This window comes from Oricola cellulosilytica, from assembly GCF_019966575.1.
Lineage (GTDB): Bacteria > Pseudomonadota > Alphaproteobacteria > Rhizobiales > Rhizobiaceae > Oricola > Oricola cellulosilytica.
This window is the reverse complement of record NZ_JAINFK010000001.1, coordinates 916,389-941,176: the sequence shown is the minus strand read 5'-3', so window position 1 is coordinate 941,176 and position 24,788 is coordinate 916,389. Positions and strand designations below refer to the sequence as shown.

The 24,788-nt window shown below is 63.0% G+C and carries 24 protein-coding genes and 1 tRNA gene; 12 read left to right on the top strand and 13 right to left on the bottom strand.

Annotated elements, in window-relative coordinates; translation table 11 throughout:
* Window positions 1–24: 24 nt before the first annotated feature.
* The 5 genes from tsaD to LC298_RS04530 are packed head-to-tail and all read left to right on the top strand — an operon-like array spanning window position 25 to window position 3,688.
* A complete protein-coding gene (tsaD, locus tag LC298_RS04550; protein ID WP_131564236.1) occupies window positions 25–1,107 on the top strand; it encodes a tRNA (adenosine(37)-N6)-threonylcarbamoyltransferase complex transferase subunit TsaD in 1,083 nt (360 codons plus the stop codon).
* Entirely contained in the window at window positions 1,104–2,084 is a 981-nt protein-coding gene (locus LC298_RS04545; protein WP_131564238.1) for an NAD(P)H-dependent glycerol-3-phosphate dehydrogenase, read from the top strand. The genes tsaD and LC298_RS04545 overlap by 4 nt, the downstream gene beginning before the upstream one ends.
* A 51-nt stretch (window positions 2,085–2,135) precedes the next feature.
* Window positions 2,136–2,567 carry an EVE domain-containing protein gene (locus LC298_RS04540; protein ID WP_131564241.1) on the top strand — a complete coding sequence of 144 codons (432 nt, stop codon included), beginning with the start codon at window positions 2,136–2,138 and terminating at the stop codon, window positions 2,565–2,567.
* A 6-nt stretch (window positions 2,568–2,573) separates the two neighbouring features.
* Entirely contained in the window at window positions 2,574–3,227 is a 654-nt protein-coding gene (locus LC298_RS04535) for a class I SAM-dependent methyltransferase (RefSeq protein ID WP_131564243.1), read from the top strand.
* Between the two features lie 53 nt (window positions 3,228–3,280).
* A complete protein-coding gene (locus tag LC298_RS04530) occupies window positions 3,281–3,688 on the top strand; it encodes a DUF1761 domain-containing protein (RefSeq protein ID WP_131564245.1) in 408 nt (135 codons plus the stop codon).
* Here LC298_RS04530 and LC298_RS04525 read toward each other — a convergent pair.
* The gene (locus LC298_RS04525) at window positions 3,685–4,212 is read right to left on the bottom strand and encodes a L,D-transpeptidase family protein (protein ID WP_223385531.1); all 528 of its coding nucleotides are present in this window, start codon (window positions 4,210–4,212) and stop codon (window positions 3,685–3,687) included. The two genes, LC298_RS04530 and LC298_RS04525, sit on opposite strands and share 4 nt — an antisense overlap.
* Window positions 4,213–4,374: 162 nt before the next feature.
* Here LC298_RS04525 and LC298_RS04520 point away from each other — a divergent pair, with 162 nt between their 5' ends.
* The gene (locus tag LC298_RS04520; RefSeq protein WP_131564249.1) at window positions 4,375–5,058 is read left to right on the top strand and encodes a response regulator transcription factor; all 684 of its coding nucleotides are present in this window, start codon (window positions 4,375–4,377) and stop codon (window positions 5,056–5,058) included.
* Between the two features lie 102 nt (window positions 5,059–5,160).
* Window positions 5,161–5,619 carry a Crp/Fnr family transcriptional regulator gene (locus tag LC298_RS04515; RefSeq protein ID WP_131564251.1) on the top strand — a complete coding sequence of 153 codons (459 nt, stop codon included), beginning with the start codon at window positions 5,161–5,163 and terminating at the stop codon, window positions 5,617–5,619.
* A gap of 6 nt (window positions 5,620–5,625) precedes the next feature.
* Here the strand turns inward: LC298_RS04515 and LC298_RS04510 are convergent, their stop codons facing one another.
* From LC298_RS04510 to tesB, 7 genes are all read right to left on the bottom strand, one after another.
* Window positions 5,626–6,429, bottom strand: coding sequence for an exodeoxyribonuclease III (locus tag LC298_RS04510; RefSeq protein WP_131564253.1), 804 nt, complete (start codon window positions 6,427–6,429; stop codon window positions 5,626–5,628).
* 105 nt (window positions 6,430–6,534) lie between these two features.
* Window positions 6,535–7,188, bottom strand: a complete 654-nt coding sequence (locus LC298_RS04505; RefSeq protein WP_131564255.1) for an outer-membrane lipoprotein carrier protein LolA — start codon at window positions 7,186–7,188, stop codon at window positions 6,535–6,537.
* A gap of 117 nt (window positions 7,189–7,305) precedes the next feature.
* Window positions 7,306–9,768: a DNA translocase FtsK gene (locus LC298_RS04500; protein WP_199223157.1), complete on the bottom strand. Its 2,463-nt coding sequence runs from the start codon at window positions 9,766–9,768 to the stop codon at window positions 7,306–7,308.
* 235 nt (window positions 9,769–10,003) lie between these two features.
* The gene (locus tag LC298_RS04495; protein ID WP_131564259.1) at window positions 10,004–11,227 is read right to left on the bottom strand and encodes an ammonium transporter; all 1,224 of its coding nucleotides are present in this window, start codon (window positions 11,225–11,227) and stop codon (window positions 10,004–10,006) included.
* Window positions 11,228–11,489: 262 nt separating this feature from the next.
* Window positions 11,490–12,830 carry an ammonium transporter family protein gene (locus tag LC298_RS04490; RefSeq protein ID WP_131564261.1) on the bottom strand — a complete coding sequence of 447 codons (1,341 nt, stop codon included), beginning with the start codon at window positions 12,828–12,830 and terminating at the stop codon, window positions 11,490–11,492.
* Window positions 12,831–12,862: 32 nt separating this feature from the next.
* Complete coding sequence (locus LC298_RS04485; protein WP_131564263.1) at window positions 12,863–13,201, bottom strand: P-II family nitrogen regulator; 339 nt, start codon at window positions 13,199–13,201, stop codon at window positions 12,863–12,865.
* A 226-nt stretch (window positions 13,202–13,427) separates the two neighbouring features.
* Entirely contained in the window at window positions 13,428–14,303 is an 876-nt protein-coding gene (gene tesB, locus LC298_RS04480) for an acyl-CoA thioesterase II (protein WP_131564265.1), read from the bottom strand.
* A 111-nt stretch (window positions 14,304–14,414) separates the two neighbouring features.
* On the opposite strand from tesB, the gene LC298_RS04475 reads away from it, so the two are divergent.
* Complete coding sequence (locus LC298_RS04475; RefSeq protein ID WP_131564267.1) at window positions 14,415–15,689, top strand: ubiquinone biosynthesis hydroxylase; 1,275 nt, start codon at window positions 14,415–14,417, stop codon at window positions 15,687–15,689.
* A 6-nt stretch (window positions 15,690–15,695) separates the two neighbouring features.
* Here the strand turns inward: LC298_RS04475 and LC298_RS04470 are convergent, their stop codons facing one another.
* The 5 genes from LC298_RS04470 to LC298_RS04450 form a co-directional block, all read right to left on the bottom strand.
* Window positions 15,696–16,286, bottom strand: a complete 591-nt coding sequence (locus LC298_RS04470; protein ID WP_131564269.1) for a TetR/AcrR family transcriptional regulator — start codon at window positions 16,284–16,286, stop codon at window positions 15,696–15,698.
* Window positions 16,286–16,486, bottom strand: a complete 201-nt coding sequence (locus tag LC298_RS04465) for a Trm112 family protein (protein ID WP_131564271.1) — start codon at window positions 16,484–16,486, stop codon at window positions 16,286–16,288. Before LC298_RS04465 ends, LC298_RS04470 begins: the two co-directional genes overlap by 1 nt.
* A gap of 26 nt (window positions 16,487–16,512) precedes the next feature.
* A complete protein-coding gene (locus LC298_RS04460) occupies window positions 16,513–17,187 on the bottom strand; it encodes an LON peptidase substrate-binding domain-containing protein (protein WP_131564273.1) in 675 nt (224 codons plus the stop codon).
* Window positions 17,188–17,264: 77 nt separating this feature from the next.
* On the bottom strand, window positions 17,265–18,281 hold the full coding sequence (gene trxA / locus LC298_RS04455; protein WP_131564275.1) for a thioredoxin: 1,017 nt from the start codon (window positions 18,279–18,281) through the stop codon (window positions 17,265–17,267).
* A gap of 40 nt (window positions 18,282–18,321) precedes the next feature.
* Window positions 18,322–18,861: a prolyl-tRNA synthetase associated domain-containing protein gene (locus LC298_RS04450; RefSeq protein ID WP_223385530.1), complete on the bottom strand. Its 540-nt coding sequence runs from the start codon at window positions 18,859–18,861 to the stop codon at window positions 18,322–18,324.
* A gap of 158 nt (window positions 18,862–19,019) precedes the next feature.
* Between LC298_RS04450 and LC298_RS04445 the strand changes: the two genes are divergently transcribed.
* From LC298_RS04445 to LC298_RS04430, 4 genes are all read left to right on the top strand, one after another.
* Window positions 19,020–19,094 (top strand) — tRNA-Gly (locus tag LC298_RS04445).
* Window positions 19,095–19,232: 138 nt separating this feature from the next.
* On the top strand, window positions 19,233–19,991 hold the full coding sequence (locus LC298_RS04440) for an ImuA family protein (protein WP_223385529.1): 759 nt from the start codon (window positions 19,233–19,235) through the stop codon (window positions 19,989–19,991).
* Window positions 19,900–21,450: a Y-family DNA polymerase gene (locus tag LC298_RS04435; protein ID WP_131564280.1), complete on the top strand. Its 1,551-nt coding sequence runs from the start codon at window positions 19,900–19,902 to the stop codon at window positions 21,448–21,450. Before LC298_RS04440 ends, LC298_RS04435 begins: the two co-directional genes overlap by 92 nt.
* Entirely contained in the window at window positions 21,450–24,785 is a 3,336-nt protein-coding gene (locus LC298_RS04430) for an error-prone DNA polymerase (protein WP_131564282.1), read from the top strand. Before LC298_RS04435 ends, LC298_RS04430 begins: the two co-directional genes overlap by 1 nt.
* Window positions 24,786–24,788 lie beyond the last annotated feature (3 nt).

Below are 24,788 nucleotides of genomic sequence, written 5' to 3'. Positions count from 1 at the left end.
CGCGCGCAGCAACGCCCGGAATTCATGACAACAGTTCTCGGAATAGAAACGAGTTGCGACGAAACGGCGGCGGCGGTCGTCCGCAGCGTGGAAGGGTCCGCCGGAGGCGAGATCCTGTCGAACACGGTCTACAGCCAGATTGCGGATCATGCCGCCTTTGGCGGGGTTGTGCCGGAAATCGCCGCGCGGGCCCATGTCGAAGGTCTGGATGCGATCGTCGCGCGCTCCCTCGCTGACGCCGACGTGACGCTCGACGATATCGACGCCGTTGCCGTGACCGCCGGGCCGGGGCTGATCGGCGGGCTGATCGTCGGGATGATGACAGCCAAGGCGATCTGCACTGCGCGCAGCCTGCCGCTGGTCGCCATCAATCACCTGGAGGGTCATGCGCTGACGCCGCGTTTGACTGACGGAATGCCGTTTCCATACCTGTTGTTGCTGGTCTCCGGAGGGCACACCCAAATTCTTCTGGTGCGCGGCCTTGGCGATTACGAACGCTGGGGTACGACGATAGATGACGCACTGGGCGAAGCTTTCGACAAGACGGCGAAGTTGCTCGGCCTGCCTTATCCCGGCGGCCCTGCGGTGGAGCGGGAAGCCCGGAACGGCGATGCGACCCGCTTCCCGCTGCCCCGGCCGATGAAGGGCGAAGAGCGGCTGGATTTTTCGTTCTCCGGACTGAAAAGCGCCGTCCGGCGGCAGGCGAGCGAGCTCGCCCCTTTGACCGCACAAGATGTTCACGATCTTTGCGCCTCGTTTCAGGCCGCCGTGACGGACACGCTGCGCGACCGGATGCTTCGCGCACTGCGGCGCTATCGGGGGGAGGTCTCCGACCACCCGGCGGCACTGGTCGTGGCAGGTGGCGTTGCGGCAAACCAAGCCATCCGCGCCATGCTCGAGGATGTCTGCAAGGACGAAAAGACCCGCCTCTACGCGCCCCCGCAATCGCTGTGCTCGGACAACGCGGCGATGATTGCCTGGGCAGGTATCGAACATCTCGAAACCGGAACCGCAACCGGCATGGACGTCGCGCCGCGATCGCGGTGGCCGCTGGACGAGGCCGCAGCCTCCCTGATCGGCGCCGGCCGCAGGGGAGCGAAGGCATGAGCGGAAAGATCGCGGTCGTCGGGGCCGGTGCGTGGGGAACGGCCCTCGCCGCCTCCGTTGTACGGGCCGGGTGGTCCTGCCTCCTCCTGGGGCGCGATTCGGAGACCGCCGCGAAAATCAATGAACTGCATCGCAATCCCCGCTATCTGGGCGAAATCGAGCTTCCGGAGACGCTGAGGATGACGCTCGAACCCGCAGAGGCGCTTGCCGGAGCGGAGATCGTTCTGGTGGCGGTTCCGGCGCAGACGGTGAGCAGCGCGCTTCCCGGTCTCGCAGCATTTGCGGCGCCCGGGAGTGTCTTCGTTTCCTGCGCCAAGGGCATCGACCGTGAAACGGGCAGGACAATGAGTGGCCTGATGGCGACCCTGGTGGGCAACGACCGCGCCGCCGTCCTGTCTGGCCCAAGCTTTGCCATCGACGTCGCCGCCGGTCTTCCGACCGCCGTAACGGTCGCGGCATCCGACATCAAGACAGCGAAGATGCTCGCCGAATCGCTTTCGAACCCGGTTCTGCGCTGTTACGCAAGCGACGACATCCCCGGCGTGGAACTCGGCGGAGCGTTGAAGAACGTGCTGGCAATCGCGGCCGGTATCGTTCACGGAAGGCAGCTCGGCGCGAGCGCACTCGCCGCGCTGACGACGCGCGGTTTCGCGGAACTGCGGCGCGTCGCCGCAGCGCTCGGCGGGCGTCCGGAAACCCTTGTGGGTCTGTCCGGTCTCGGCGACCTGATCCTCACCTGCGGTTCGGAGAAATCGCGCAATTTTGCATATGGGGCAGCCATCGGACGCGGCGCTCCCCTAGATGAATTGGCGCTTGCAGAAGGCGTAAAAACCGCGGCAATGGCGGCCCGCATTGCCCGCGAGCACGGCGTCGAAGCGCCCATCATCGCGGCGGTCGACGCAGTTCTCGACGGCGGCCTGTCGGTCGAAGCAGCTATCGACCGGCTGATGTCCCGCCCCCTCAAAACCGAGACTTGACCGGACGCTCCCATTCGTTAGCTATCGCGCCACACGATGGGAGAGTGGTGCATGGCGAATTACTGGCTGTTCAAGTCCGAGCCGTTCAAATGGTCTTGGGAGATGCAGAAGGCCAAGGGCGATGCGGGCGAGCAATGGGACGGGATTCGCAACTATCAGGCCCGCAACAACATGCGCGCCATGAAAATCGGCGACAAGGGCTTCTTCTACCACTCCAATGAGGGGCTGGAGGTCGTCGGCATCGTGGAGGTCTGCTCGGAGATCCATCAGGACACGACGACGGATGACGAGCGCTGGGAATGCGTCGACATCCGTGCTGTGCGCGATATGCCAAAGCCGGTCACGCTGAAGGACGTGAAGGCCAATCCCAAGCTCAAGGACATGTCTCTTGTCACCTCGATGCGCTTGTCGGTGCAGCCGGTGACCAAGGATGAATGGATCGAAGTTTGCCGGATGGGCGGGCTCGACAATCCGCCGATGTGACGGCGATTGCCGGTGGATCCGAAGAAGGCGGCCTTCATCCGCGCCAACACGTCCGTCATGGCGCCGCCGCATGTACCCGAGATCAGACTTCACCTCGCCAGTGAGGCGCATGAACTCTGGAGCCTGACGGAAGAGGAACTAGATGCCGCGGGCGTCCCACCGCCCTATTGGGCGTTCGCCTGGGCGGGGGGCCAGGGCTTGGCGCGCTACGTTCTCGATCACCCCGACGTTGCGCGTGGCCGACGCGTCGCGGATTTCGCCACCGGATGCGGACTTGTCGGGATCGCGGCGGCACTTTCCGGCGCCCGCCATGTTGCAGCGGTGGATATCGATCCGTTCTGCGGGACCGCCGTTACGCTGAACGCCGCCTTGAACGGCGTCCCGATCGAATTCGACGGGCGTGATCTGATCGGGACGGGCATGATAGATGTCGATGTGATGCTCGCGGGAGACGTCTTCTTCGATCGCGAGATGGCTGCCCGGATCACGCCATGGTTCGAGCGGCTCGCCGGTAAAGGAATGACGATCCTGGTGGGCGACCCCGGCCGCTCATATCTGCCGCGTGACCACCTGACCCTCTTGGCGGAATACGAGGTGCCGGTAACGCGAGCGCTGGAAGACGGGGAAGTGAAGCGCACGGTGGTCTGGCGTTTCGATTGAGTTTTCCGGGCCCGGGGTGTTTTCTGGGGCAGAATGGATCGGGAGGGACCGCGGTGGACTTTGGTGGAATCAACTATCTCGCCGTCCTCGTGGCGGCAGTCGCCGCGTTCGCTGCGGGAGCGGGCTATTACGGCGCACTCGGAAAGTCGTGGATGAAGGCCGCGCGCATCGACCCTGCGGAGGCGAAGATGTCGCCGGCACTGTTCGTCACGAGTTTTGTCGCGGAACTGGTCATGGCGTGGGTTCTGGCGGGTGTGATCGGTCATCTCGGCGAGGGTCAGGCGACGATTCGCAACGGCGTCATCTCCGGCGGATTCGTCTGGCTCGGCTTCATCGCGGCCACGATGACCGTCAATCACCGCTATCAGGGTTTCGGCTGGAAGCTGACGATCATCGATGGAGCGCACTGGCTGATCGTGGCGGTTCTGATGGGTGGCATCATCGGCGCGTTCGGGGCTTAGCGGTCGATTCGAACAATCGTTTCCGGCCCGATTCGCGGCAGCAGCCAGCGCATCGCCTCCGGCTCGACGGCGATGCAACCCTCCGTTGGCGGAAAGCCGGCCTTGGCGATGTGCAGAAATATCGCCGAGCCGCGATTGCGGCTGCGTCCTTTCGGCGGACGGTTCCAGTCGAGCACCAGGCAGATGTCGTAGAGCCGGTCATCGCGCATCATGGTCTCATGGCTGCCGGAAAAGGGCAGGCGCACATGACGATTGTAGTTCGGATTGTCCGGCGCGTCGCACCAGCCGTCATCGGAGCGGATGGCGCGCAGCGGATACCTGGCAGGCGGCCGAAGGAGACGGTCGGCTCTGAAATAGCCACCGGTGATGCGCATGGACGCGGCAGGGGTCGCTCCGTCGCCCTCCCGCTTGAGCGCGCGGATGCCGCCGCGTCCGAGCGCGCACGGAATCACCCGGTCCCCCGCGTCCAGCAAGCCGCGACGGATGTCGCCCGGCGCCCTTTTCACCAAGATCGTTGAAATCACCGGTATTTCTGTCCGCCGCCGTTTTTTGTTCACGATTTTCGACAAACACTCACATCTTGGTGCAATGGTTCGTGAAGTGGTTCCGCCGTTCATATTTCCATGACAGGGATTTTGTGAATAGTGTGAAATCAAATCATCATCGAAGTCTAGACAGGATATTTCATGAGCGCACGGACAATTCTTCTGATCGATGACGACAACGATCTGCGCGAAATGCTGGTCGAGCAGCTGTCGCTCTATGAAGAATTCGCTGTTCTTCAGGAAGAAACCGCGGCCAAGGGCATCCAAGCGGCGCGTGCCGGCGTCATCGACCTCCTGATCGTCGACGTGGGCCTGCCCGATATGGATGGCCGAGAAGCGGTAAAGATTCTGCGCAAGAGCGGCTTCAAGGCACCGGTCATCATGCTGACCGGCCATGACACCGATTCAGACACCATTCTCGGCCTCGAGGCAGGCGCCAACGACTATGTCACCAAGCCATTCAAGTTCGCGGTCCTGCTGGCCCGTATCCGAGCGCAGCTGCGCCAGCATGAGCAAAGCGAGGACGCAACCTTCGTCGTCGGACCCTACACCTTCAAGCCAAGCCAGAAGCTGCTGATCGACGGGAACGGATCGAAGATCCGGCTGACGGAGAAGGAGTCGGCAATCATCAAGTATCTCTATCGCGCCGACCGCAAGGTGGTGACGCGCGACACGCTTCTTGAGGAGGTGTGGGGATACAATTCCGGCGTCACCACCCACACGCTCGAGACGCATGTCTACCGCTTGCGCCAGAAGATCGAGCGCGATCCGTCGAACGCCGCGCTGCTGGTGACGGAAAGCGGCGGCTACAAGCTGAATCCCTGACCGGACGGCGATATCGCCGTGTTGACGGCAAGCGGTCTTTTCATTGCCAACCCTGTCCTATAACAGCGGCAGACAGGTGCTTGGGATGAGACGGGACCGTTCGTGTCGCTTGAAGACGATATACGCATCATAAGCGGCGTTTCGCTGTTCGAGAGCCTGAGCGCGGAACAGCTGCGCCTGCTCGCGTTTGGCGCGGAACGCGTTTCCGTCGCGAAGGGCCGTGATCTCTATCGCGAGGGGCAATCCGCTGAGGGCGGTTACGTCGTCGCTTCGGGGGCGATAAATCTGTTTCGGGAAACGGAACGCGGCCGCGTTGTTCTCAGCACAATCGGCCCGGGGCTGATTCTCGGCGAACTTGCCCTGGTGACGGAAACCCGGCGCCTGACGGGAGCAGTCGCATCAGAGGATTCGCAGGTGATCCGCATCAACCGCAGCCTGTTCCGCCGGATGCTGGAAGAATATCCGGAGACTGCAGCGGTGCTACACGGTCAGTTGGCCGAACGCCTGAACGAAATGCTGCGGCACATCGGCGCGCTCGAAACGCGTTTCCGCGACGACTGAGTTATTTCAGAAATCGAAGGTCGCAACCACCGGCACGTGGTCGGACGGCTTCTCCCAGCTACGCGCCTCGCGCACGACCGTGATGTCCGAGAGCGCAGTTTCGAGATCGCCCGAACCCCAGACATGGTCGAGCCTCCGGCCGCGATTGGAGGCCTCCCAGTCGCGCGCCCGGTAACTCCACCACGTGAATATCTTTTCCGACGGAGGAATATGGGTGCGCATCAGGTCGACCCATTCCCCGGACTTGCGCAGGGCTTCGAGCGTTTCGGTTTCCACTGGGGTGTGGCTGACGACCTTCAAGAGTTGCTTGTGAGACCAGACATCCGTCTCGAGCGGCGCGACGTTGAGGTCGCCGACCAGCAGCGCCGAATCCGCCGATCCCGGGCAGGCCGGAACGTCGCGCATCTCGTCGAGAAAACCGAGTTTGTGGGCGAATTTCGGATTGATCGCCGGATCCGGCTCGTCCCCGCCGGCCGGAACGTAGAAATTGTGAATGCGCAGCGACCGGTGCGGCAGCCTGACGATTGCGTCAAGATGGCGGGTGTCGTCTATTTCACAGAAAACCCTGCGATTCACCTCCTGCAGCGGGAAGCGCGAAAGGGTCGCCACACCATGATAACCCTTCTGGCCGTGAATCTCGATGTGCTCGTAGCCGAGCTTGCGCAACGCCGACAGCGGAAACTGGTCGTTGGGGCACTTGGTTTCCTGCAGGCACAGGACGTCCGGCCGCCATTGCCGCAGAAAGGTCTGCACGATCGGCAGCCGCAGACGGACGGAATTGATGTTCCAGGTGGCAATCGAGAATTTCATGGCGACCTCTTGTGCGGTCACCCTTCTCCCAGCCGGATCCGTTCACGGCAAGCGGCGGCGACCCCAAACGGCGCCGTCGCCCACAGGATTGAAGCCGTCCCGAACCTAGCGGGACTTGCTGCGCGTCTTACGCTCGCGAATCTGGTGATAGGGGATGTCGAACGTGCCTGGTCCGAACTGGACCCCTTCCCGGACATTGGAGACGATCACTGTCGTGTCCTTGCCTTGGGCGTCGCGGATGGTCCACTGGCGCAAATCATAGGTAGCCGGGTCGAACATCATGGTGATCTCGCTGTCACCGAAGACCTGCTTGTCGCCCATCACGATGGTCGTCAGATCGTCTGCCTCGTTGACCCGGCGAACGCGGTTGCCGCCCAGATCGATCCGGTCGCCCAGAAGGAGTTTCAGCGGCGTCTTGTCGAGGGGGTAGGCGTCGAACGTATCGAGCTTGGTATTGTTTACCAGAAGGGTCTTGCCGTCGGCGACGACGCGGATCGGCGAAGGTTTCTCGTAGAGAAACAAGAGTTTGCCCGGACGCTGGATATAGAATTTGCCGCCGGTGGACTCGCCGCTCGGACCAAACTGGACGAATTCGCCGGACATGGTTTTAACGCGCGAAAAGTGTTCGGCAATCTTTTGCGCCGCGCCCGATGCGGCATTTGCCGGAATTGCGGGAAGTCCGGCTGCCAGCGCCGCCGACGCGACCCCCGCCAGCACTGTTCGGCGGGTCAGCCGCCATTCTGTGTTCGATGCTGTCATGACAGACTCCTGTCCGTGTCTTTTCCCTGCGCAGGCTGTTAACCGCGCGGACGGGTTTTGGTTGCCCGAACCGTTACGAATGGAGTTTGGCTTCACTGTGGCGGGGGGTCACACCGCTTACAGTTCGTCATCTTCCGTCGGCACGAGGATCTCGCGCTTGCCGGCGTGATTCGCAGGGCCGATCACGCCTTCCTCCTCCATCCGTTCGATCAGCGAGGCGGCCCGGTTGTAACCGATGCCGAGGCGTCGCTGAATATAGCTGGTCGAGGCCTTCTTGTCGCGCAGCACGACGGCGACCGCCTGGTCGTAGGGGTCTTCGGAGTCCTCGAAGGAACCACTTCCCGCGCCGCCGCCATCGTCTCCGCTGCCGTCCTCGTCGTCGTCTTCGGTGATCGCCTCGAGATATTCAGGCACGCCCTGGAGCTTCAGATGATTGACGATGTCCTCGACTTCAAGATCGCTGACGAAGGGGCCGTGGACGCGCTGGATGCGGCCACCGCCGGCCATATAGAGCATGTCGCCCATGCCGAGCAGCTGCTCGGCGCCCTGCTCGCCGAGGATGGTGCGCGAATCGATCTTCGAGGTGACCTGGAAGGAAATGCGGGTCGGGAAATTCGCCTTGATCGTGCCGGTGATGACATCGACCGAGGGCCGCTGGGTCGCCATGATGACATGGATGCCTGCGGCGCGCGCCATTTGCGCCAGACGCTGCACCGCGCCCTCGATGTCCTTTCCGGCCACCATCATCAGGTCGGCCATCTCGTCGATGATGACAACGATGTAGGGCATCGGTTCGAGTTCGAGCGTTTCGGTCTCGTAGATTGCCTCACCGGTCTCCCGGTCGAACCCGGTCTGCACCGTGCGCGACATGTGCTCGCCCTTGGCGGCCGCTTCCTTCACCTTTGCGTTGAAGCCGTCGATATTGCGCACGCCGACCTTCGACATGTTCTTGTAGCGCTGCTCCATCTCGCGGACGGTCCATTTCAGCGCGACAACCGCCTTCTTCGGATCGGTCACGACCGGCGTCAGCAGATGCGGAATTCCATCATAGACGGACAGTTCAAGCATCTTCGGGTCGATCATGATGAGGCGGCACTGTTCCGGCGTCATCTTGTAGAGGATCGACAGAATCATCGTATTGATGGCGACGGACTTGCCCGAGCCCGTGGTTCCGGCGACGAGCAGGTGCGGCATTTTCGCCAGATCCGCAATCACAGCCTCGCCATTGATGGTCTTGCCGAGGGTAAGCGCGAGCCTGGCTTTGGAATTATCGTAGTTCTGCGACGAGATGAGTTCGCGCAGGAAGACCGTTTCCCGTCTGGCATTGGGAAGTTCGATGCCGATGGCGTTGCGACCGGGGACAACGGCGACGCGCGCGGCGATGGCACTCATGGAGCGTGCAATGTCCTCGGCGAGCCCGATGACGCGGGAAGACTTGATACCTGGCGCCGGTTCAAGCTCGTAGAGCGTGACCACCGGGCCGGGGCGAACGTGGATGATCTCGCCACGCACGCCGAAGTCCTCTAGTACACCTTCCAGAAGCCGTGCGTTCTGCTCGAGCGCCTCCTTCGACAGGCTGGCGTCCTTGGCGATGCTCTTCGGCTCGGCGAGCAGCACAACCGGGGGAAGTTCAAACTTCTCATCGCGAATGAATGAGGATTGTGCCTCGCGCGCGGCCCGCACGCTGGGCTTGGGCTTGGGGGCGGGAGAGGAAACGCGCGTTGGATTGTGCGGCGTGGCGCTGTGTGAATCGCGCATGGCGGGCTGCGGCGCCCAGTCCTCGGCGCCCTCCCAGTTTTCGCCGTCCTCCTCGTCCTCGCCGAACCCCGCATCGAAATCGTCGTGAGATCCATCATCGAAATCGGGTTCGATTCGACCGCCCGCGGCCCGGGTTTGCCGCGACGGCCGCTCGCGCCCGGATTTTCTTCGGCGGCTGCCGAAAAACGTGCGGCGGAGCGCGGCCCGCAGGGTATAGAAGCCGTGAATTAGTGCGCCGAGCGTGACGAAACGGCCCGTGACCGCATCGCCGTCTTCGTCGGTTAGTTCGTCATCAGGTTCGCGCCAGAAGAAGCCGCATGCCAGTGCGAGCGCGTAGACGGACGCAGGCAGCAGCACGAGAAAGCACGCCACCAGCAGCCAGCCGGCGGGATAACCGCCCGTCAGCATGCCGGGAACCCGCAGGACCATGTCACCGGTTACGCCGCCAAGTCCGGTCGGAAGCGCCCAGTTCTCGGTGAGCGGCAGGCAGCCGACTGCCGCGGCGCTCAGCAGTGCCGCGAGCGGCCAGATCGCAAGCCGGCGAAGCGGATATGACCAGGGAAGGCCACGAACGCGCGCCAGTCCGTGGAAGACCAAGGGAAGAAGCACCGGTAGAGAGGCCACGCCGAAGAACTGCATAGCCAGGTCTGCAAACACCGCGCCGGGATAGCCCATCGCGTTGCGCACGGGCGCATCGACGGCGAAGCTCCAGCTCGGATCGCCAGCATTCCAGGTAGCGAGCGAGAAAAGGGCGAACGCGGCGGTCCCCCAAAGGGCAAGTCCGTTGAGGATTTCAATCTGGCGCCGGAAGAGGGCCGTCATTCCCGCCTGGAGCGTCCGGTTGCGGCCGTGGCTCGTGCTCTGCCGGTTGCGTCCTACTGAAACTGCGTGCTCGGCCCGCATCACAAAACCCCGTTACAGATCCGCCGAGGCGGACATACTAAACCGCTCGGCAGGCTAGCGAAGGTTGGTTAAACAGGCATTAACCATCCCGAGCAGGGAAAATGCCCCGCCGGTAACTTACCCGGCGGGGCTTTGGAAGCCCGTTGCAGAACGGTCAGACCCCACGAATTTCGGCCTCGGGGTTGGCGCCGATTTTGTGAATGGAAAGGTCCGCGCCGCGCATCTCGTCTTCCGGGCTCAACCGCAGGCCGGTGGTGCTTTTCAGGACGCCATAGACCACCGCGCCCGCCGCGAGCGCGTAAACCACGCCCATCACCGTTCCGATAACCTGCGAGGCGAGCGAGACGCCGCCCATGCCGCCGAGCGCCTCGGCGCCGAAGATGCCGGCCGCGATTCCGCCCCAGGCGCCGCACATCCCGTGCAGCGGCCAGACGCCGAGCACGTCGTCGATCTTCAGCCGGTTCTGGCACCAAGCAAAGCCGTAAACGAAGATCACGCCCGCCGCGCCGCCCACGACCAGGGCCCCGATCGGGTGCAGAATGTCGGACCCGGCGCAGACAGCAACGAGACCGGCCAGCGCGCCGTTGTGGACGAAGCCGGGATCGTTACGGCCGGCAAGAAGAGCGCTCAGGATGCCGCCGACCATCGCCATCAGCGAATTGAGCGCGACGAGGCCCGACACGCCCTCGAGCGAGGCCGCGGTCATGACGTTGAAGCCGAACCAGCCTACGCATAACATCCACGAACCTAGAGCAAGCCAGGGAATCGATGATGGCGGGATCCCTGTCATGCCGCCGCCGGGGCGATACCGGCCGGTGCGCGCGCCGAGCAGCAACACCGCCGAAAGCGCGATCCATCCACCAACGGCATGAACGACGATCGAGCCTGCAAAATCTCGGAACGGCGCGCCGAAGCTCGCCTCGAGCCAGGCCTGTATGCCTAAATTTCCGCCCCAGACAATACCCTCGAAGAGCGGATAGAACACGCCCACGAGCGCAACCGTAGCGAAACATTGCGGCGCAAACTTCATGCGCTCTGCGATTCCGCCGGAGATGATCGCCGGGATTGCCGCCGCGAAGGTCGTCAGGAAGAAGAATTTCACCAGCGACAGGCCCTGGAGTTCGAACCCTTCCACCGCGCCGGACAGTCCGGCGGCGGAAATGAAGAAATGCGTGCCGTAGGCGATGAAGTAGCCGACGAAGAAATAACTGACCGTGGAGAGCGCGAAATCGGCCAGAATCTTCACCAGCGCATTGACCTGATTCTTGTGCCGAACCGTTCCGACCTCGAGAAACGCAAAGCCGCCATGCATGGCAAAAACCAGAATGGCGCCCATCAGGACGAAAAAGACGTCGCCCCCGACCGAAGTGTTTTCCATCTGTATCCCGTTGTTATTTTGGTTGTTTGCGGCCTCCTTTCCACAATCCATGCCAAACGGCTCCCTCCTCGCTCCCACGGCCCGAAAGCGCACAGGATGTGACCGTGTGCACATAATTTGCGCACTCACTGACGGACTGTTGTCTAAAAATTACGCAAAAAAGGACCCGGTCTCTCGACCGGGCCAAGCACGTGACGACATGCGTCACGACGGGATGGATCGGGGCGGCCGGTACTGCGGCAGCGGCCGTCCGGGGGCAGCGTCAGCCGCGCCCGAATTCGGGATAGGCCTCGACGCCGATTTCCGCCTTGTCGAGCCCCATCATTTCCTCTTCTGCCGAGGTCCGCACGCCCATTGCCGCCTTGAGGACGAACCAGACGATGAAGGAGCAGGCCAGCGTGAAGGTTCCGTAGGCGAGAACCCCTATGAACTGCGTAACGTAATTCGTTCCCGTGTTGGAAAAGGGTACGATCATCGTGCCCCAGATGCCTGCCAGAAGGTGGACCGGAATTGCACCGACAACGTCGTCAATCTTCAGCTTGTCGAGCAGCGGCACCGCGAAGACCACGATCCCACCGCCGACCGCGCCGATGAGAAGCGCCTGCCAGACGGCCGGAGCGAGCGGTTCGGCGGTGATGGAGACCAAGCCGGCAAGGGCGCCGTTGAGGACCATGGTGACGTCGATCTTCTTGTACAGAAGCTGGAGCAGCACCAGAGTGGTCACGACGCCGGCAGCGGCGGCGAGATTGGTGTTGGCGAAGATCCTCGAGACGTCGGATACGTCGCTTATCGTGCCCATGGCGAGCTGCGACGCACCGTTAAAGCCGAACCAGCCGAGCCAGAGGATGAAGGTTCCGAGCGTTGCCAACGGAATGGACGAGCCGGGCATCGGGTGAACCGCGCCACCCTCATACTTGCCGGTGCGCGCGCCGATGACGATGGCCCCCGCGAGCGCCGCCCATCCGCCGACCGAGTGAACGAGCGTCGAACCAGCGAAATCGGAGAAGCCCCTTTCCGCCAGCCAGCCGCCGCCCCACTGCCAAGACCCGGCGATGGGATAAATGAAGCCGGTCAACATCACAACGAAGACCAGGAACGGCCACAGGCGCACGCGCTCGGCGACTGTTCCGGACACGATTGATGCCGCCGTTGCCACGAACACCATCTGGAAGAACCAGTCAGAAGCCGTGGAGTAGCCCGTCTCGAGAAGCGCGGCGGAATCGGCGCCCTCAAGGCCCACCGGATCGAAGCCGTAGGTACCGAACGAACCCATGAAGCCGCCGTCAACGCCGGTGTACATGAGATTGTAGCCGATCGCCCAATACATGATGCCGGCGATCGAGTAGAGCGCGATGTTTTTCAGAGACTGCATGGAGACGTTCTTGGAACGGACGAGGCCGGCTTCCAGCATGGCGAAGCCCGCGGCCATCCACATCACCAGAAATCCGCCGATAAGGAAGAGCAGGGTGTTGAGAATATAGGCGACATCCGCGGATACAGCCGGCGCGGGCGCGGCCGCTTCCTGGGCGAGCGCAGGGACGGCGAGAAGCGCTGACGTCGCCGCGGCGGCGAGGCCAAGTCGAAAGGGTTTTGACAAGATCATGTCTGTGGAACTCCTGAATGACGGGTCGCGCTTCAGAGCGCGTCGGAATCGGTTTCGCCGGTGCGGATGCGCACCGCCCGGTCGATCGTGTAGGTGAAGATCTTGCCGTCTCCGATCTGCCCGGTTTTGGCGGCGGCGGAGATTGCGTCGACCACGCTGTCGACCGTGTCGTCGTCGACGCCCACTTCGATCTTCAGCTTCGGCAGGAAGCTGATCGCGTATTCCGCCCCGCGGTAGATTTCGGTATGCCCCTTCTGACGCCCGTAGCCCTTCACCTCGGTGACGGTCAGGCCCTGGACGCCAAACCCTGTGAGGGCTTCACGCACCTCATCCAGTTTGAAGGGCTTGATGATGGCCATGACTATTTTCATGCGCTTTCTTTCCCTCTCGGTAGACGACGCCGGCCCACTGCCGGACGTCTCCGGAGCGCCGGCGGCTACACCTGCGGCTCCACGCACTGCATAGTCACACCGTGTGCCAGTTCGATAGACGAACTGTAGGTATTTGAAATTATTGCAGAATTTTATTTACGGCAGAGCGCAGGCAGGGAAAGACGCGGAAGTTTCGCACAAATTTTATGCAGTGTGCAAAGCGCGCCTATTTTTTGCGCTTGGTGCGGCGGCGGATAAGCCCCTCCTGCGCAACCGAGGCAACCAGAGCGCCGTCAGAGCCGTAGATATGGCCGCGCGTGAAGCCGCGGGCGCCCGACGAATTCGGGCTGTCCTGGGTGTACAGGAACCAGTCGTCAAGCCGGTGCGGACGATGGAACCACATGGCGTGGTCGAGGCTCGCGACCTGGAGGTCGGGGTCGAAGATGGATCGCCCGTGGGCAAACAGCGAGGTATCCAGCAGCGTCATGTCGGAAAGATAGGCGAGTATGGCCGCCTGGATGGCACGGTCGTCGGGCACCGGCCCGGTGGTCCGGATCCAGATGTGCTGTCGTGGCGGCAACTTCTCGCGGGTAGTGTAGTGGGTGAGAGATACCGGCTTCATCTCGATCGGCCGCTCGCGCTGCCAGTAGCGCCGCACGTTTTCCGGCACCTTGTCGATAAACTGGGCGATCAGGTCCTTCTCGCTCAACAGCGTGTCGGGCGCGGGCACGTCCGAGGGCATTTCGAACGCGTGCTCCAGACCTTCCTCGTCATACTGGAAGGAAGCGGAAAGGGAGAAAATCGCGTGGCCGTGCTGGATTGCGACGACGCGGCGGGTGGTGAAGCTCGATCCGTCGCGGATGCGGTCGACCTCGTAGATGATCGGAACTGTCGGATCGCCGGGCCGCATGAAGTAGCAGTGTAGTGAGTGAACGTGGCGTTCCGGTTCCACCGTTCTTTGGGCGGCGACAAGCGCCTGGCCGATCACCTGGCCGCCAAAGACCCGCTGCCATCCCACCTGTGGGCTGCGACCACGAAACAGGTTGTGTTCGAGCGTTTCGAGATCAAGTATGGAAAGCAGGTCCTGAACGGCAGAAGACATGAAGGCGGTCCGTTTCGCGCGTGAAGTCTGCGCCTTGCTACAGCCGCCCGGCGGCAAGTCAAGGTTGCAGGCGATGCGGCGGCCAGGCGGTTCGCGACAAGGAGATCATCGATGGCGGCGACGGCACGGCGCAAGCCGACTGGAAAAGGCAGAAAAAGGAAAGACGGCCCCGTCGACGTGCTGGTTGCGGGCGCGGGCTACGTTGGCCTGGCGACGGCGGTGGCGATCGCGACAGCGGCTCCGCACCTGAAGGTGCGCGTCGTCGACGCGGCGCCCGAGGGCGTCTGGAAGAAGGACGGAAGGGCCTCGGCGGTTGCCGCGGCCGCGAGCCGGATGCTCGACGAACTCGGCTGCTGGCAGCCCCTGCTCGACGACGCACAGCCGATCTTGGAGATGATCGTTACCGACAGTCGGACCAGCGATCCGGTGCGTCCGGTGTTCCTGACGTTCGACGGCGAGGTGACTCCGGGCGAACCGTTCGCGCACATGGTGCCAAACGTCGAGTTGAATGGCGCGCTGCGCGAAAAATGCGCCGAATGCGGGGTCGAGATCACGCAAGGCGTGGCGGCGACGGCATTTTCCGAAACGCAAGGCGCGGCCGCGCTGTCGGTCACGCTTTCGAACGGCGAGGAACTTCGTACGCGCCTCCTGATCGCCGCCGACGGCGTGCGCTCGGCGCTGCGCGGCATGGCCGGAATCAAGACCGTTCACTGGGACTACGGCCAGATGGGCATCGTTGCGACAATCGCGCATGAACGACCGCATCACGGCCGCGCCGAAGAGCACTTTCTGCCCGCGGGACCTTTCGCGATCCTGCCGCTTTCGGGAAACCGGTCGTCGATTGTCTGGACCGAATCGAAACGGACCGCCGAAAGGCTGCTCGAAGGCGACGATTTCAGCTTCGACCTTGAACTGGAGAAGCGATTCGGCCTGAAACTGGGCGAAATCCACGTTGAGGGGGCGAAGCGGGCCTATCCGCTCGGACTGACGTTGGCGCGCGATTTCGTCAAACCCCGTATCGCGCTCGCGGGGGATGCCGCGCACGGCATCCACCCGATCGCCGGGCAGGGACTAAATCTTGGCTTCAAGGACGCCGCCGCGCTCGCCGAAACGATTGTCGAGGCCGATCGCCTCGGCCAGGACATAGGCGCGCTTGACGTTCTCCAGCGGTACGAACGCTGGCGGCGCTTCGATACGGTTCAGATGGGCGTCACAACGGACGTTCTGAACCGTCTGTTCTCCAACAATTTCGGCCCCTTGCGCGCCGTGCGCGATGTTGGTCTCGGCATCGTCGACCGGATGCCCGGCTTGAAACGGTTTTTCATTGGTCAGGCTGCCGGTCTGTCGGGTACCTCGCCGCGGCTTCTGCGGGGCGAACCGATCTGAGAAGAATTACCGGGCAGCCGTCAGTAGCCGCTCCATGCGCCGGAAGCATTCGGCCAGCACCGTCGGTTCGTTCAACGCATGGGCGAGCGCGATGGATCCCTGCCAGTCGGCAATCGCTGCACGCGCCCTTGACAGGGAGACGGAAGGGCGGGCGCCGGTTCGACCAAGCTCGGCGGCGAGAAAGCCCGTCAGGAGTGAGAAACTCTCTGCCGCGCGTGCGGAAGGTTCCGGCATGGTGCGGCGAAAATCCCGCGCCGCGCCGGAAATCGGGCATCCGTAGCGGACGCGGCTCGACTGCGTCGACTGCAAGCGCGCCACGAAGAATTTCAGCCGCTCGCGTGGGTCGGGCGTCTCACCACAGACGTCCGCTACGAGGCGTTCGGTCTGCGCGACGAACAGGTTAGCGACGGCCATGGCGAGATCGGCCTTCGATTTGTAGTAGTAGTAGATATTGCCGAGCGGCACGTTTGAAGCCGCAGCGATGTCGGCAAGGCTTGTCGCCTCGAAACCGCGTATCCAGAACAATTCGGCCGCCGCCTGCACCAAGGCTTCGCGCTTGGCCGCGCCGCGCGTCCGTTTGGCTCCATCCATCTCCATCAGGAATTGTCGAGCGTGCGGGCCTCGGAGGGCAGCAGGATCGGAACCCCACCGCGCACCGGATAGGCCAGCTTTCCAGCTTCCGAGATCAGTTCGCCGTTCCCAGCATCGTAGCGCAGCCGGGTCTTCGTCAGCGGGCAGACAAGCAGCTCAAGCAGTTTCGGGTCCAGATCGCCGGTTTCTGAACGGTTCTGCGCCATGTTGAAGCTCCCGCTTTACGCCGACCTTACTGCAGCGTACGGCCGCTGTCGTCCTTGTCGCGTGCGAGCGACATTTCGGTCAGCGCGATCAGCGTCTCGGCCCGGCTCTTCAGGTCAGGCGCCTCGAGCAGCGCCTGCTTTTCCGCCGGGCCGTAGGGCGACATCATAGACAAGGCGTTGACCAGCGTGTCGTTGCCGGCTCTTTGAACGCTTTCCCAATCGGCCTCGAGTTCGTTCGCCTCGAGATAAGCACGGAACACGCGCAGAAGCTCCTCGCGGTCCACAGCCGCTCCGTCATCCTGATCCTCCGTCAGATCGGACGCAAACGGAATGATGCGACACTGGCGGAAATGGGTGCGCACATGAACTTCGTCGCTGACGCGGAAACGGCAGATACCCTGCAGCGAAACCAGATAACGGCCGTCTCCGGATTCTGCAAAGGATGCCACCCGGCCAAGGCATCCGACGGAGCACAGATTGGGCTTATCGGGCGAGCCGGTTTCACCGCTGAATTTTGGCTGGATCATTCCGATGACGCGGTCGCCGCGCAAGGCCGCATCGATCATCTCAAGATAACGCGGTTCGAAGATGTTCAACGGCATCTGACCGCCCGGCAAAAGCAGCGCGCCGGAAAGTGGAAATACCGGTACCTGATCCGGGATATCCTTGATCGAACTGTAGGTTTTGTTGCCTGCGTGCATATCTAAATCGACACCTCTTCGACGGCGTCTTCCTCCAATCTGGAGCGGTAGCGACCGATCTCAAGTGGGCACCATCGCTAGCGGAAGAGCATACTCGAGAGCTTGCGCCGCGCGTGCGCTGTCGCCGGATCTGCGGGGCCCCATGCCTCGAAGAACATCAATAGTTCCTTGCGGGCGCCATCGTCGCGCCATTCGCGGTCGTCGCGCATAATCTCCAGAAGCAACTCGGCGGCGGCTTCGTGCTCGCCCGTAGCGTTGCGGATTTGGGCCAGATCGAACTTCGCGTCATGATCTTTCGGATTGTCGGCCAGCCGCTTCTCGAGCGCCGCCGGATCGCCGATATCGGCGACTTTCTCAGCCAGATCGATTCGCGCCTGAACCGAGGCGAGTTCCGGCGACCTGGCGACCGCTTCCGGAGCCTGCTCGACCATCGCCCGTGCGTCGTCCGCTTGGCCGGCGTCGAACAACATGCCCGCCAGACCCGCATAGGCGGCGGCATTTTCGGGCATCTGGTCGAGCACCATCGAGTAAATCTGCGCGGCGCGATTGGTGTCGCCGGCCTCGCGCGCGGTCCCGGCGGCTTCCAGCGCCTGTTTCAGCGCTTCTTCCTGAGCGCCGCCGGCCGCGCCGGCGAGCTTGCCGATAAATTCCTGCAACTGGCTGTCGGGAACCGCGCCCATGAAGCCGTCTACGGGCTGGCCGTTATGGAAGGCGATGACCGCCGGGATCGACTGCACGCCCATCTGGCCGGGAATTGACGGATGGTCGTCGATATTCATCTTGACCAGCTTGACCTTGCCGCCTGCCTTGCGGACGGCATCCTCGAGCTTGGGCGTCAGTTGCTTGCAAGGCCCGCACCAGGGGGCCCAGAAATCGACCAGAACCGGCTGATTGCGCGATTCGGCGATCACATCGGCCTGGAAATTCGCCGTCGTCGTGTCCTTGATCAGGTCGCCCCCGGCCAGCGGGCCGCCGAGCAGCCCGTCCGGTCGTGGTGCGGCTGGCGCTTGCCTTTCCTCGGCCAGGCCCACGGTCTGGGCGCCGTATTCACCGGAGGCGGAGTTCGGGGCAAACGGATTGTCGCTCGCGCTCATGATCTGTTCCCTTGCACGTCGTGCGTTTCTTCTGTGGCGCCTATGTCGCGCCTTGTGACGAGAGATTCAAGACGTTGAAGGAATGGCCGGTCGCCTCGACGAACCGTTTCATGTCGCTCGTGCGGATCGACGTGGTGGCGGCATTGGTCAGCGGGTGGGCATTGATGACGTCGTGAGCCATCAGTTCCTCGTCGAAAATCAGCGTGACGGCGCCGTCGCGGTCGTTGATCACGCCAAAGGCGGTGACGGCGCCGGGAACGACGCCGAGATAGTCCATCATCTGTTCGGGCTTGCCGAAAGAGACACGCCCGCTCGCCCCAATCAGGCCGTGAATCGTTTTCAGGTCGATAACCGCATCCTCGCCCACCGTGAGCAGGAAATGCCGGCCTTTCTTGTCTTTCAGGAAGAGGTTCTTGGTGTGGCCGCCGGGTATGGCGTCGCGCAGCGACTTCGATTCCTCCACGGTGAAAACCGGCGGATGGTCCCTGGTCGGGGCCTCGATGCCGAGTTCGCCGAGAAAGGCGGAAAGATCGTCGCGGGTCAACGGATCGTGGCGAGGGTTTTCTGAGGCGGCGGTCATGCGGCTTTCCATCGTTCCGGATGCTTGCCTGAATAGGCGGCGGGGACCGCTTTTGGCAAGCGGGGCAGCGCACAAGGCCGTCACGGAAATCGTGCGAATTTGGTGTTGCATTCGTTTTGCGCTTGCGGCATAGAGCGGCAGCCGATTTCAGGCGCCGAGCGGGCGTAGCTCAGGGGTAGAGCACAACCTTGCCAAGGTTGGGGTCGTGGGTTCGAATCCCATCGCCCGCTCCAGTTTCCGGAAAATCCGATCCAGTATGAAGGGCGATACCGCTCGGCTTTCCATCGACGCAGGGAGGGTGCCGGTCGCGCCGGTTTAAACCCTTATGCAATTCCGCGATTGACTCTCCGAGGGATTCGGATGTTTTATTGTTGGAACAAAAAGAGAACAAATGTCTGATGGGAATGAATGGCCATTCGCAGAAAACTGTCCTTGCGCCGGATTCCCGGAAAGGCGCCAACGTGCGCCACGCCGCTGATTTGCGCAGAGGCGAGACACTTCGCCCGTTCCCGAAGCCGCAACTGGCCGAACTCATGGGAGCAACACGCGACGCCGGTGCTGCGGGGTTCGCCTTGGCGCAGATACCGGCCGGAAAGCCCGTTCTATGGGTTCAGGACCGCATGTGCGCAGAGGAGATGGGCCGCCCTTACGGGCAGGGCCTGGAGCGCTTCGGCGCAGACCGCCACAAGCTCATCGCCGTATGCGCATCGGACGCGGCAGGTGTCTTGTGGGCAATGGAGGAGGGGCTGAAATGCAGCGCCCTCGCAGCCGTCATCGGCGAGATATGGGGAGATCCGGCGGCGCTCGACTTCACGGCGACGAAGCGGCTCGCCATGCGTTCCGAGCGTACCGGGATACAAGTTTTCCTGATCCGTTTCGCGGCTGGGTCCAGCTTGTCGGCGGCCCGCTCGCGCTGGCGTGTTACGTCTTCCATCTCCGCGCCCCATCCCTACGATCCCCAGGCGCCGGGCGTTCCGCGCTGGCGGGCGGAATTGTTTCGCGCGCGCGACAGCAGGCCGGGCCTCTGGGAGGCGGGCTATGACGCAAAGGCGCATCGTCTCGATCTTTCTTCCCCACTTCGCGATCCAGCGCTGGAGGAGCCGCCATTACGGTATTCCCGCGCCGGCTGAATCCGAACCGGTCGTACTGGCGCGCCAAGGTGCGCATGGGCCGGTGATTCATGGCGTCAACGCCATAGCGGCGAAGCTTGGCATGAAGCGCGGTGCCCGCGTCACCGACATGCGGGCGCTGGTGCCGGCAATTCGGGTCGAGGATGCGGAGGAGGGCGAAGATGAAAAGGATCTCGCCCGGCTGTCGCACTGGGCGCGGCGATGGTGTCCCTGGACCAGGACGGATGACAGCGACGGGCTGCTGCTCGACACCACCGGGTCCGACCATCTGTGGGGCGGTGAGGAAGCGATGCTGGACGACATGGCCCGCGCCTTCGCGGCGGCCGGCCTGACGATACGCGCAGCCGTTGCGCCGACGACCGGCGCTGCCTGGGCGCTGGCGCGCTACGCAGCGAAACCACGCAGCATGTGCACGGAAGACGATCTGGCGGAGATGCTTGCGCTATTGCCTGTCGCCGCGCTCAGGATCGACGCCCGGACCGTGGTGCTGCTCGAACGGCTCGGGCTGAAGTCCGTCGGCGCGGTGGCGGACGTGCCGCGCGCGGCGCTGGTCCGGCGGTTCCGGCGCGATAACGCGCTTTCCGCCAATCCGGTTCTGCGCCTGGACCAGGCCATGGGCCGCCTTGCCGAGCCGCTGATGGCGGAAGAACCCCCGCCATTGTTGCGCGCCATGCGGCGGCTAGCCGAACCGATCGGCGAACTTGAAAGCGTCCGCTTCGTCCTAGCCGAACTGACAGGCGATGTCGTGCGGCGCATGCAGGAACGCGGTGCCGGCGCGCGGCGCCTGCGCCTGACCGGTTTCCGCGTCAGTGGCGGGGTTTCGACAGTTGAGGTGGCGACCAGCCGGGGCAGCCGGGAAACCGCGCATCTGACCAAATTATTCGACGGCAAGCTCGAAACGCTCGATCCGGGCTTCGGCTTCGAGGTGATGACGCTCGACGTCCTCGTCCATGAGGAACTAGACGGGATTCAAAAGGAACTGACAGGGGAAGACGTGAAGGATGTCGAACTGTTCTGCCTCATCGACCGGTTGAACACCCGGTTCGGCCCCGCCGCGGTGACGCGGCCGGTAGCGCGTGGCAGCCACATCCCGGAGCGCGCAGAGATCCTTGCTCCGGCCAGAGCGCAGGATGCCGCCGAGCCGGTAATGATCGGCAGAAAGCTGCAGCGGCCGCTCCGCCTGCTTCGACAGCCGGAAGAGGTGCGGGTGCTCTATTCACTGCCGGACGGCCCGCCGGCGCAGTTCGTCTGGCGGCGCAAGACGCACCGGATCGATAAAAGTGAGGGTCCGGAGCGGATCGCCCCGGAATGGTGGCGCGAGAAATCGACAGCGCGTCTGCGCGATTATTATCGGATCGAGGACAGCGAGGGCCGGCGTTACTGGATTTTCCGCCAAGGGCTTCCGGGTGATGGCAGGGGCGGGCTGCCACTGTGGTTCATTCACGGACTGGATGCGTGATGCCGGAAGCCCCGCTCACACCCGGCAAAAGAACGATCTCCGGGCAGGAAGGGTTCACGTCCAATCCACCCGCGCCCTTCGTGGAGCTGGGATTGGCGACGAATTTCTCCTTCCTGCGGGGGGCGTCCGATCCCGTTGACCTGGTGCTGACGGCGCATCTGCTCGGCTACGACGCGCTCGGCATCGCCGACCGCAACACGATGGCAGGAACCGTTCGCCTGCATACCGAGGCCTCGACGGCCGGAATGCGGCCGGTGATCGGTTGCCGTCTCGATCTTCTGGATGCGCCTTCGCTTTACGCCTATCCGAAGAACCGGGCAGGATATGGTCGCCTTTGCCGGCTGTTGTCGGCGGGCAAGATGGAGGACCGAAACGGCGAATGGCAGCAAAAGGGTGCCTGTGACCTGACGCTTTCCATGGTTGCTGAAGCTCTGGGGACGCAAGCTGACGATGTCGTCTTGATCGCCATCCCGGAGGAAGACCTCGATGCCTTTGCCGCCGATCTTCCCCGTCTCCGCCAAAGCCTGCCCGCATTCCGCCACATCGCCGCGGCGCATCTCTATCGTGGCGACGACCGCGCGCGCATCAACCGGCTTTCAAGGCTCGCTGGACAGCATGGCCTGAGACTCGTTGCGACCAATGACGTACATTACCACACGCCCGCGCGCCGTCCGCTTCAGGACGTAATGACCTGCATTCGCGAGAAGGTGATCCTCTTCGAGGCAGGGCATCGCCTGCACCCCAATGCGGAACGCCATCTGAAGAGCCCGGACGAGATGGTTCGCCTGTTCTCCGACTGGCCGGACGCAATCGCGCAAAGCCGCATCATCGCCGACGCCTGTACGTTTTCATTGGCCGAGCTACGCTACGAATATCCGGAGGAAACGGTGCCGGACGGCAAGACCGCTGACGAGTATCTGGCCGAACTGACCTGGGCGGGCGCGGCGGAGCGCTATCCGCATGGCATTCCGGAGAGCGTGCGGGAGACGCTGGAGAGGGAACTGGCGCTGATGGCCAAGATGGACATCTCCCGCTACTTCCTGACCATACGGGATATCGTGAAATTTGCGCGTGACTGTGAAGAAGAGATTCTTTGCCAAGGCCGCGGCTCGGCAGCCAACAGTGCGGTTTGCTATTGCCTGAAGATCACCTCCGTCGATCCGGCGCAGCACGAATTGCTGTTCGAGCGTTTCATCTCCGAGGAACGCAAGGAGCCGCCGGATATTGACGTCGATTTCGAGCACGAGCGGCGTGAGGAGGTCATTCAGCACATCTACCAGAAATATGGCCGCAACCGCGCCGGTCTGTGCGCCACGGTCATCCATTACCGGCCCCGCATGGCAATCCGTGAGGTCGGAAAGGTCATGGGTCTGTCGGAGGACGTGACAACCGCGCTGGCGAAGACGGTGTGGGGATCGTGGGGGTCTTCGGTCGGCGAGGCCGAGGTAAGGGAGGCCGGGCTCGATCTTTCCGATCCGCATCTCAAGCGCACCATCGCGCTTGCCGATCAGCTCATCGGCATGCCGCGCCACCTATCCCAGCATGTCGGCGGGTTCATCCTGACCCAGCATCCGCTGACCGAAACGGTTCCGGTCGGCAACGGCGCCATGCCCGAGCGCAGTTTCATCGAATGGGATAAGGACGATATCGACGCGCTCGGCATCCTGAAGGTCGACGTGCTGGCGCTCGGCATGCTGACCTGCATACGCAAATGCCTCAACATCATCGCCGCGCAATATGGCAGGCGTTACACGCTGGCGACCGTCCCGCAGGAGGATCCGGCGGTCTACAACATGCTCTGCAAGGGCGATTCGCTGGGGGTTTTCCAAGTCGAGAGCCGGGCGCAGATGAACATGCTGCCACGATTGAAGCCGCGCACCTTCTACGACCTCGTCATCGAGGTCGCGATCGTGCGTCCGGGACCGATTCAGGGAGACATGGTGCACCCCTATCTGCGCCGCCGGCAGAACAAGGAGCCCGAAGAGTATCCCTCGCCCGGCCCCGAGCACGATCCGGACGAACTGAAGAACATCCTTAAACGCACGCTCGGCGTGCCGATCTTCCAGGAACAGGCGATGAAGATCGCCATGGTCGCGGCCCGGTTCTCGCCGGTCGAAGCCAACCAGCTTCGCAAGGCGATGGCCACCTTCCGCTCGCGCGGCATGGTGAGCGACCACAAGGACAAGATGGTCGGCCGCATGGTGGAGCGTGGTTACGATCCCGGTTTCGCCGCGCGCTGTTTCAGCCAGATCGAAGGGTTCGGCGAATACGGTTTTCCGGAGAGCCACGCGGCGAGTTTCGCGCATCTCGTCTACATATCGAGCTGGCTGAAATGCCATTATCCGGCAGCCTTTGCCGCAGGACTGCTGAACTCGCAGCCGATGGGGTTCTACGCGCCGGCGCAGATCGTGCGCGATGCGCGCGAACACGGCGTCACCGTGCTGCCTGCCGACATCAATTACAGCGACTGGGACAATGTGCTTGAGCCGCTTCCGGATATGCCGGACGGCCCGCGGGAGTATGCGCTGCGACTTGGCTTTCGCCAAATCGATGGTTTTTCCCAAGGCGACGCAGCCCGGCTGCTCGAACATCGCGACATGCCTTACGAGAGCGTCGAGGAGTTGCGCAGCCGCGCTGGGCTATCGACGCGGGGCATTCAGCTTCTTGCCGCCGCCGACGCTTTCCGGTCGCTGGCCAAGGACCGCCGCGCCGCGCTATGGGATGCCAAAGCGATCAAGAACGCCCACGAATTGCCGCTGTTCTCCTATCAGGACGTGCGCGACGAGGGCGCCGACACACCGGTGCTTCTGCCCGCAATGCCGCTGAGCGAGCATGTCGTCGCAGATTATCAAACCACGCGCCTTTCGTTGAAGGCGCATCCAATGTCATTTTTAAGAAAGGATTATGCGGGGCAGGGGTTCACCAGGGCAGCTGACCTGCGCGCGCTTCGCTTCGGGCAGCTCGTGTCCGTGGCCGGTATCGTCCTGATCCGCCAACGGCCGGGCAGCGCCAAGGGCGTGGTGTTCATCACGCTCGAGGACGAGACCGGTATCGTCAATCTGGTGGTCTGGCCGAGTGCGTTGAAGAAATATCGGAAAACGATCATGGGCGCGCGGCTGATGGCGGTGCACGGCACGGTACAGATGGACGACGCCGTGATCCATGTAGTGGCGCGCCAGATGACCGACGATACCGATCGGCTCACCGGCCTTTCGGACGATCTCCTGCGCTCCGACCTCGCGCGCGCCGACCATGTCGTCAATCCCCAGCCCTCAAATGCCGGTCGTCATCCGCGCAATGTCAGCGTGATACCGAAATCACGGGATTTTCACTGAGGC

What these genes read in the sequence shown, in the direction of transcription:
- LC298_RS04465 (WP_131564271.1), bottom strand. Translation starts at nt 16,486, where the DNA reads ATGGCGCAGAACCGTTCAGAAACCGGCGATCTGGACCCGAAACTGCTT.
- LC298_RS04485 (WP_131564263.1), bottom strand. Translation starts at nt 13,201, where the DNA reads ATGAAAATAGTCATGGCCATCATCAAGCCCTTCAAACTGGATGAGGTG.
- LC298_RS04460 (WP_131564273.1), bottom strand. Translation starts at nt 17,187, where the DNA reads ATGCACGCAGGCAACAAAACCTACAGTTCGATCAAGGATATCCCGGAT.
- LC298_RS04540 (WP_131564241.1), top strand. Translation starts at nt 2,136, where the DNA reads ATGGCGAATTACTGGCTGTTCAAGTCCGAGCCGTTCAAATGGTCTTGG.
- LC298_RS04450 (WP_223385530.1), bottom strand. Translation starts at nt 18,861, where the DNA reads ATGACCGCCGCCTCAGAAAACCCTCGCCACGATCCGTTGACCCGCGAC.
- LC298_RS04520 (WP_131564249.1), top strand. Translation starts at nt 4,375, where the DNA reads ATGAGCGCACGGACAATTCTTCTGATCGATGACGACAACGATCTGCGC.
- LC298_RS04545 (WP_131564238.1), top strand. Translation starts at nt 1,104, where the DNA reads ATGAGCGGAAAGATCGCGGTCGTCGGGGCCGGTGCGTGGGGAACGGCC.
- LC298_RS04500 (WP_199223157.1), bottom strand. Translation starts at nt 9,768, where the DNA reads ATGACGGCCCTCTTCCGGCGCCAGATTGAAATCCTCAACGGACTTGCC.
- LC298_RS04470 (WP_131564269.1), bottom strand. Translation starts at nt 16,286, where the DNA reads ATGGAGATGGATGGAGCCAAACGGACGCGCGGCGCGGCCAAGCGCGAA.
- LC298_RS04505 (WP_131564255.1), bottom strand. Translation starts at nt 7,188, where the DNA reads ATGACAGCATCGAACACAGAATGGCGGCTGACCCGCCGAACAGTGCTG.
- LC298_RS04435 (WP_131564280.1), top strand. Translation starts at nt 19,900, where the DNA reads ATGACGCAAAGGCGCATCGTCTCGATCTTTCTTCCCCACTTCGCGATC.
- tsaD (WP_131564236.1), top strand. Translation starts at nt 25, where the DNA reads ATGACAACAGTTCTCGGAATAGAAACGAGTTGCGACGAAACGGCGGCG.
- LC298_RS04495 (WP_131564259.1), bottom strand. Translation starts at nt 11,227, where the DNA reads ATGGAAAACACTTCGGTCGGGGGCGACGTCTTTTTCGTCCTGATGGGC.
- LC298_RS04430 (WP_131564282.1), top strand. Translation starts at nt 21,450, where the DNA reads ATGCCGGAAGCCCCGCTCACACCCGGCAAAAGAACGATCTCCGGGCAG.
- LC298_RS04510 (WP_131564253.1), bottom strand. Translation starts at nt 6,429, where the DNA reads ATGAAATTCTCGATTGCCACCTGGAACATCAATTCCGTCCGTCTGCGG.
- trxA (WP_131564275.1), bottom strand. Translation starts at nt 18,281, where the DNA reads ATGAGCGCGAGCGACAATCCGTTTGCCCCGAACTCCGCCTCCGGTGAA.
- LC298_RS04490 (WP_131564261.1), bottom strand. Translation starts at nt 12,830, where the DNA reads ATGATCTTGTCAAAACCCTTTCGACTTGGCCTCGCCGCCGCGGCGACG.
- LC298_RS04475 (WP_131564267.1), top strand. Translation starts at nt 14,415, where the DNA reads ATGGCGGCGACGGCACGGCGCAAGCCGACTGGAAAAGGCAGAAAAAGG.
- tesB (WP_131564265.1), bottom strand. Translation starts at nt 14,303, where the DNA reads ATGTCTTCTGCCGTTCAGGACCTGCTTTCCATACTTGATCTCGAAACG.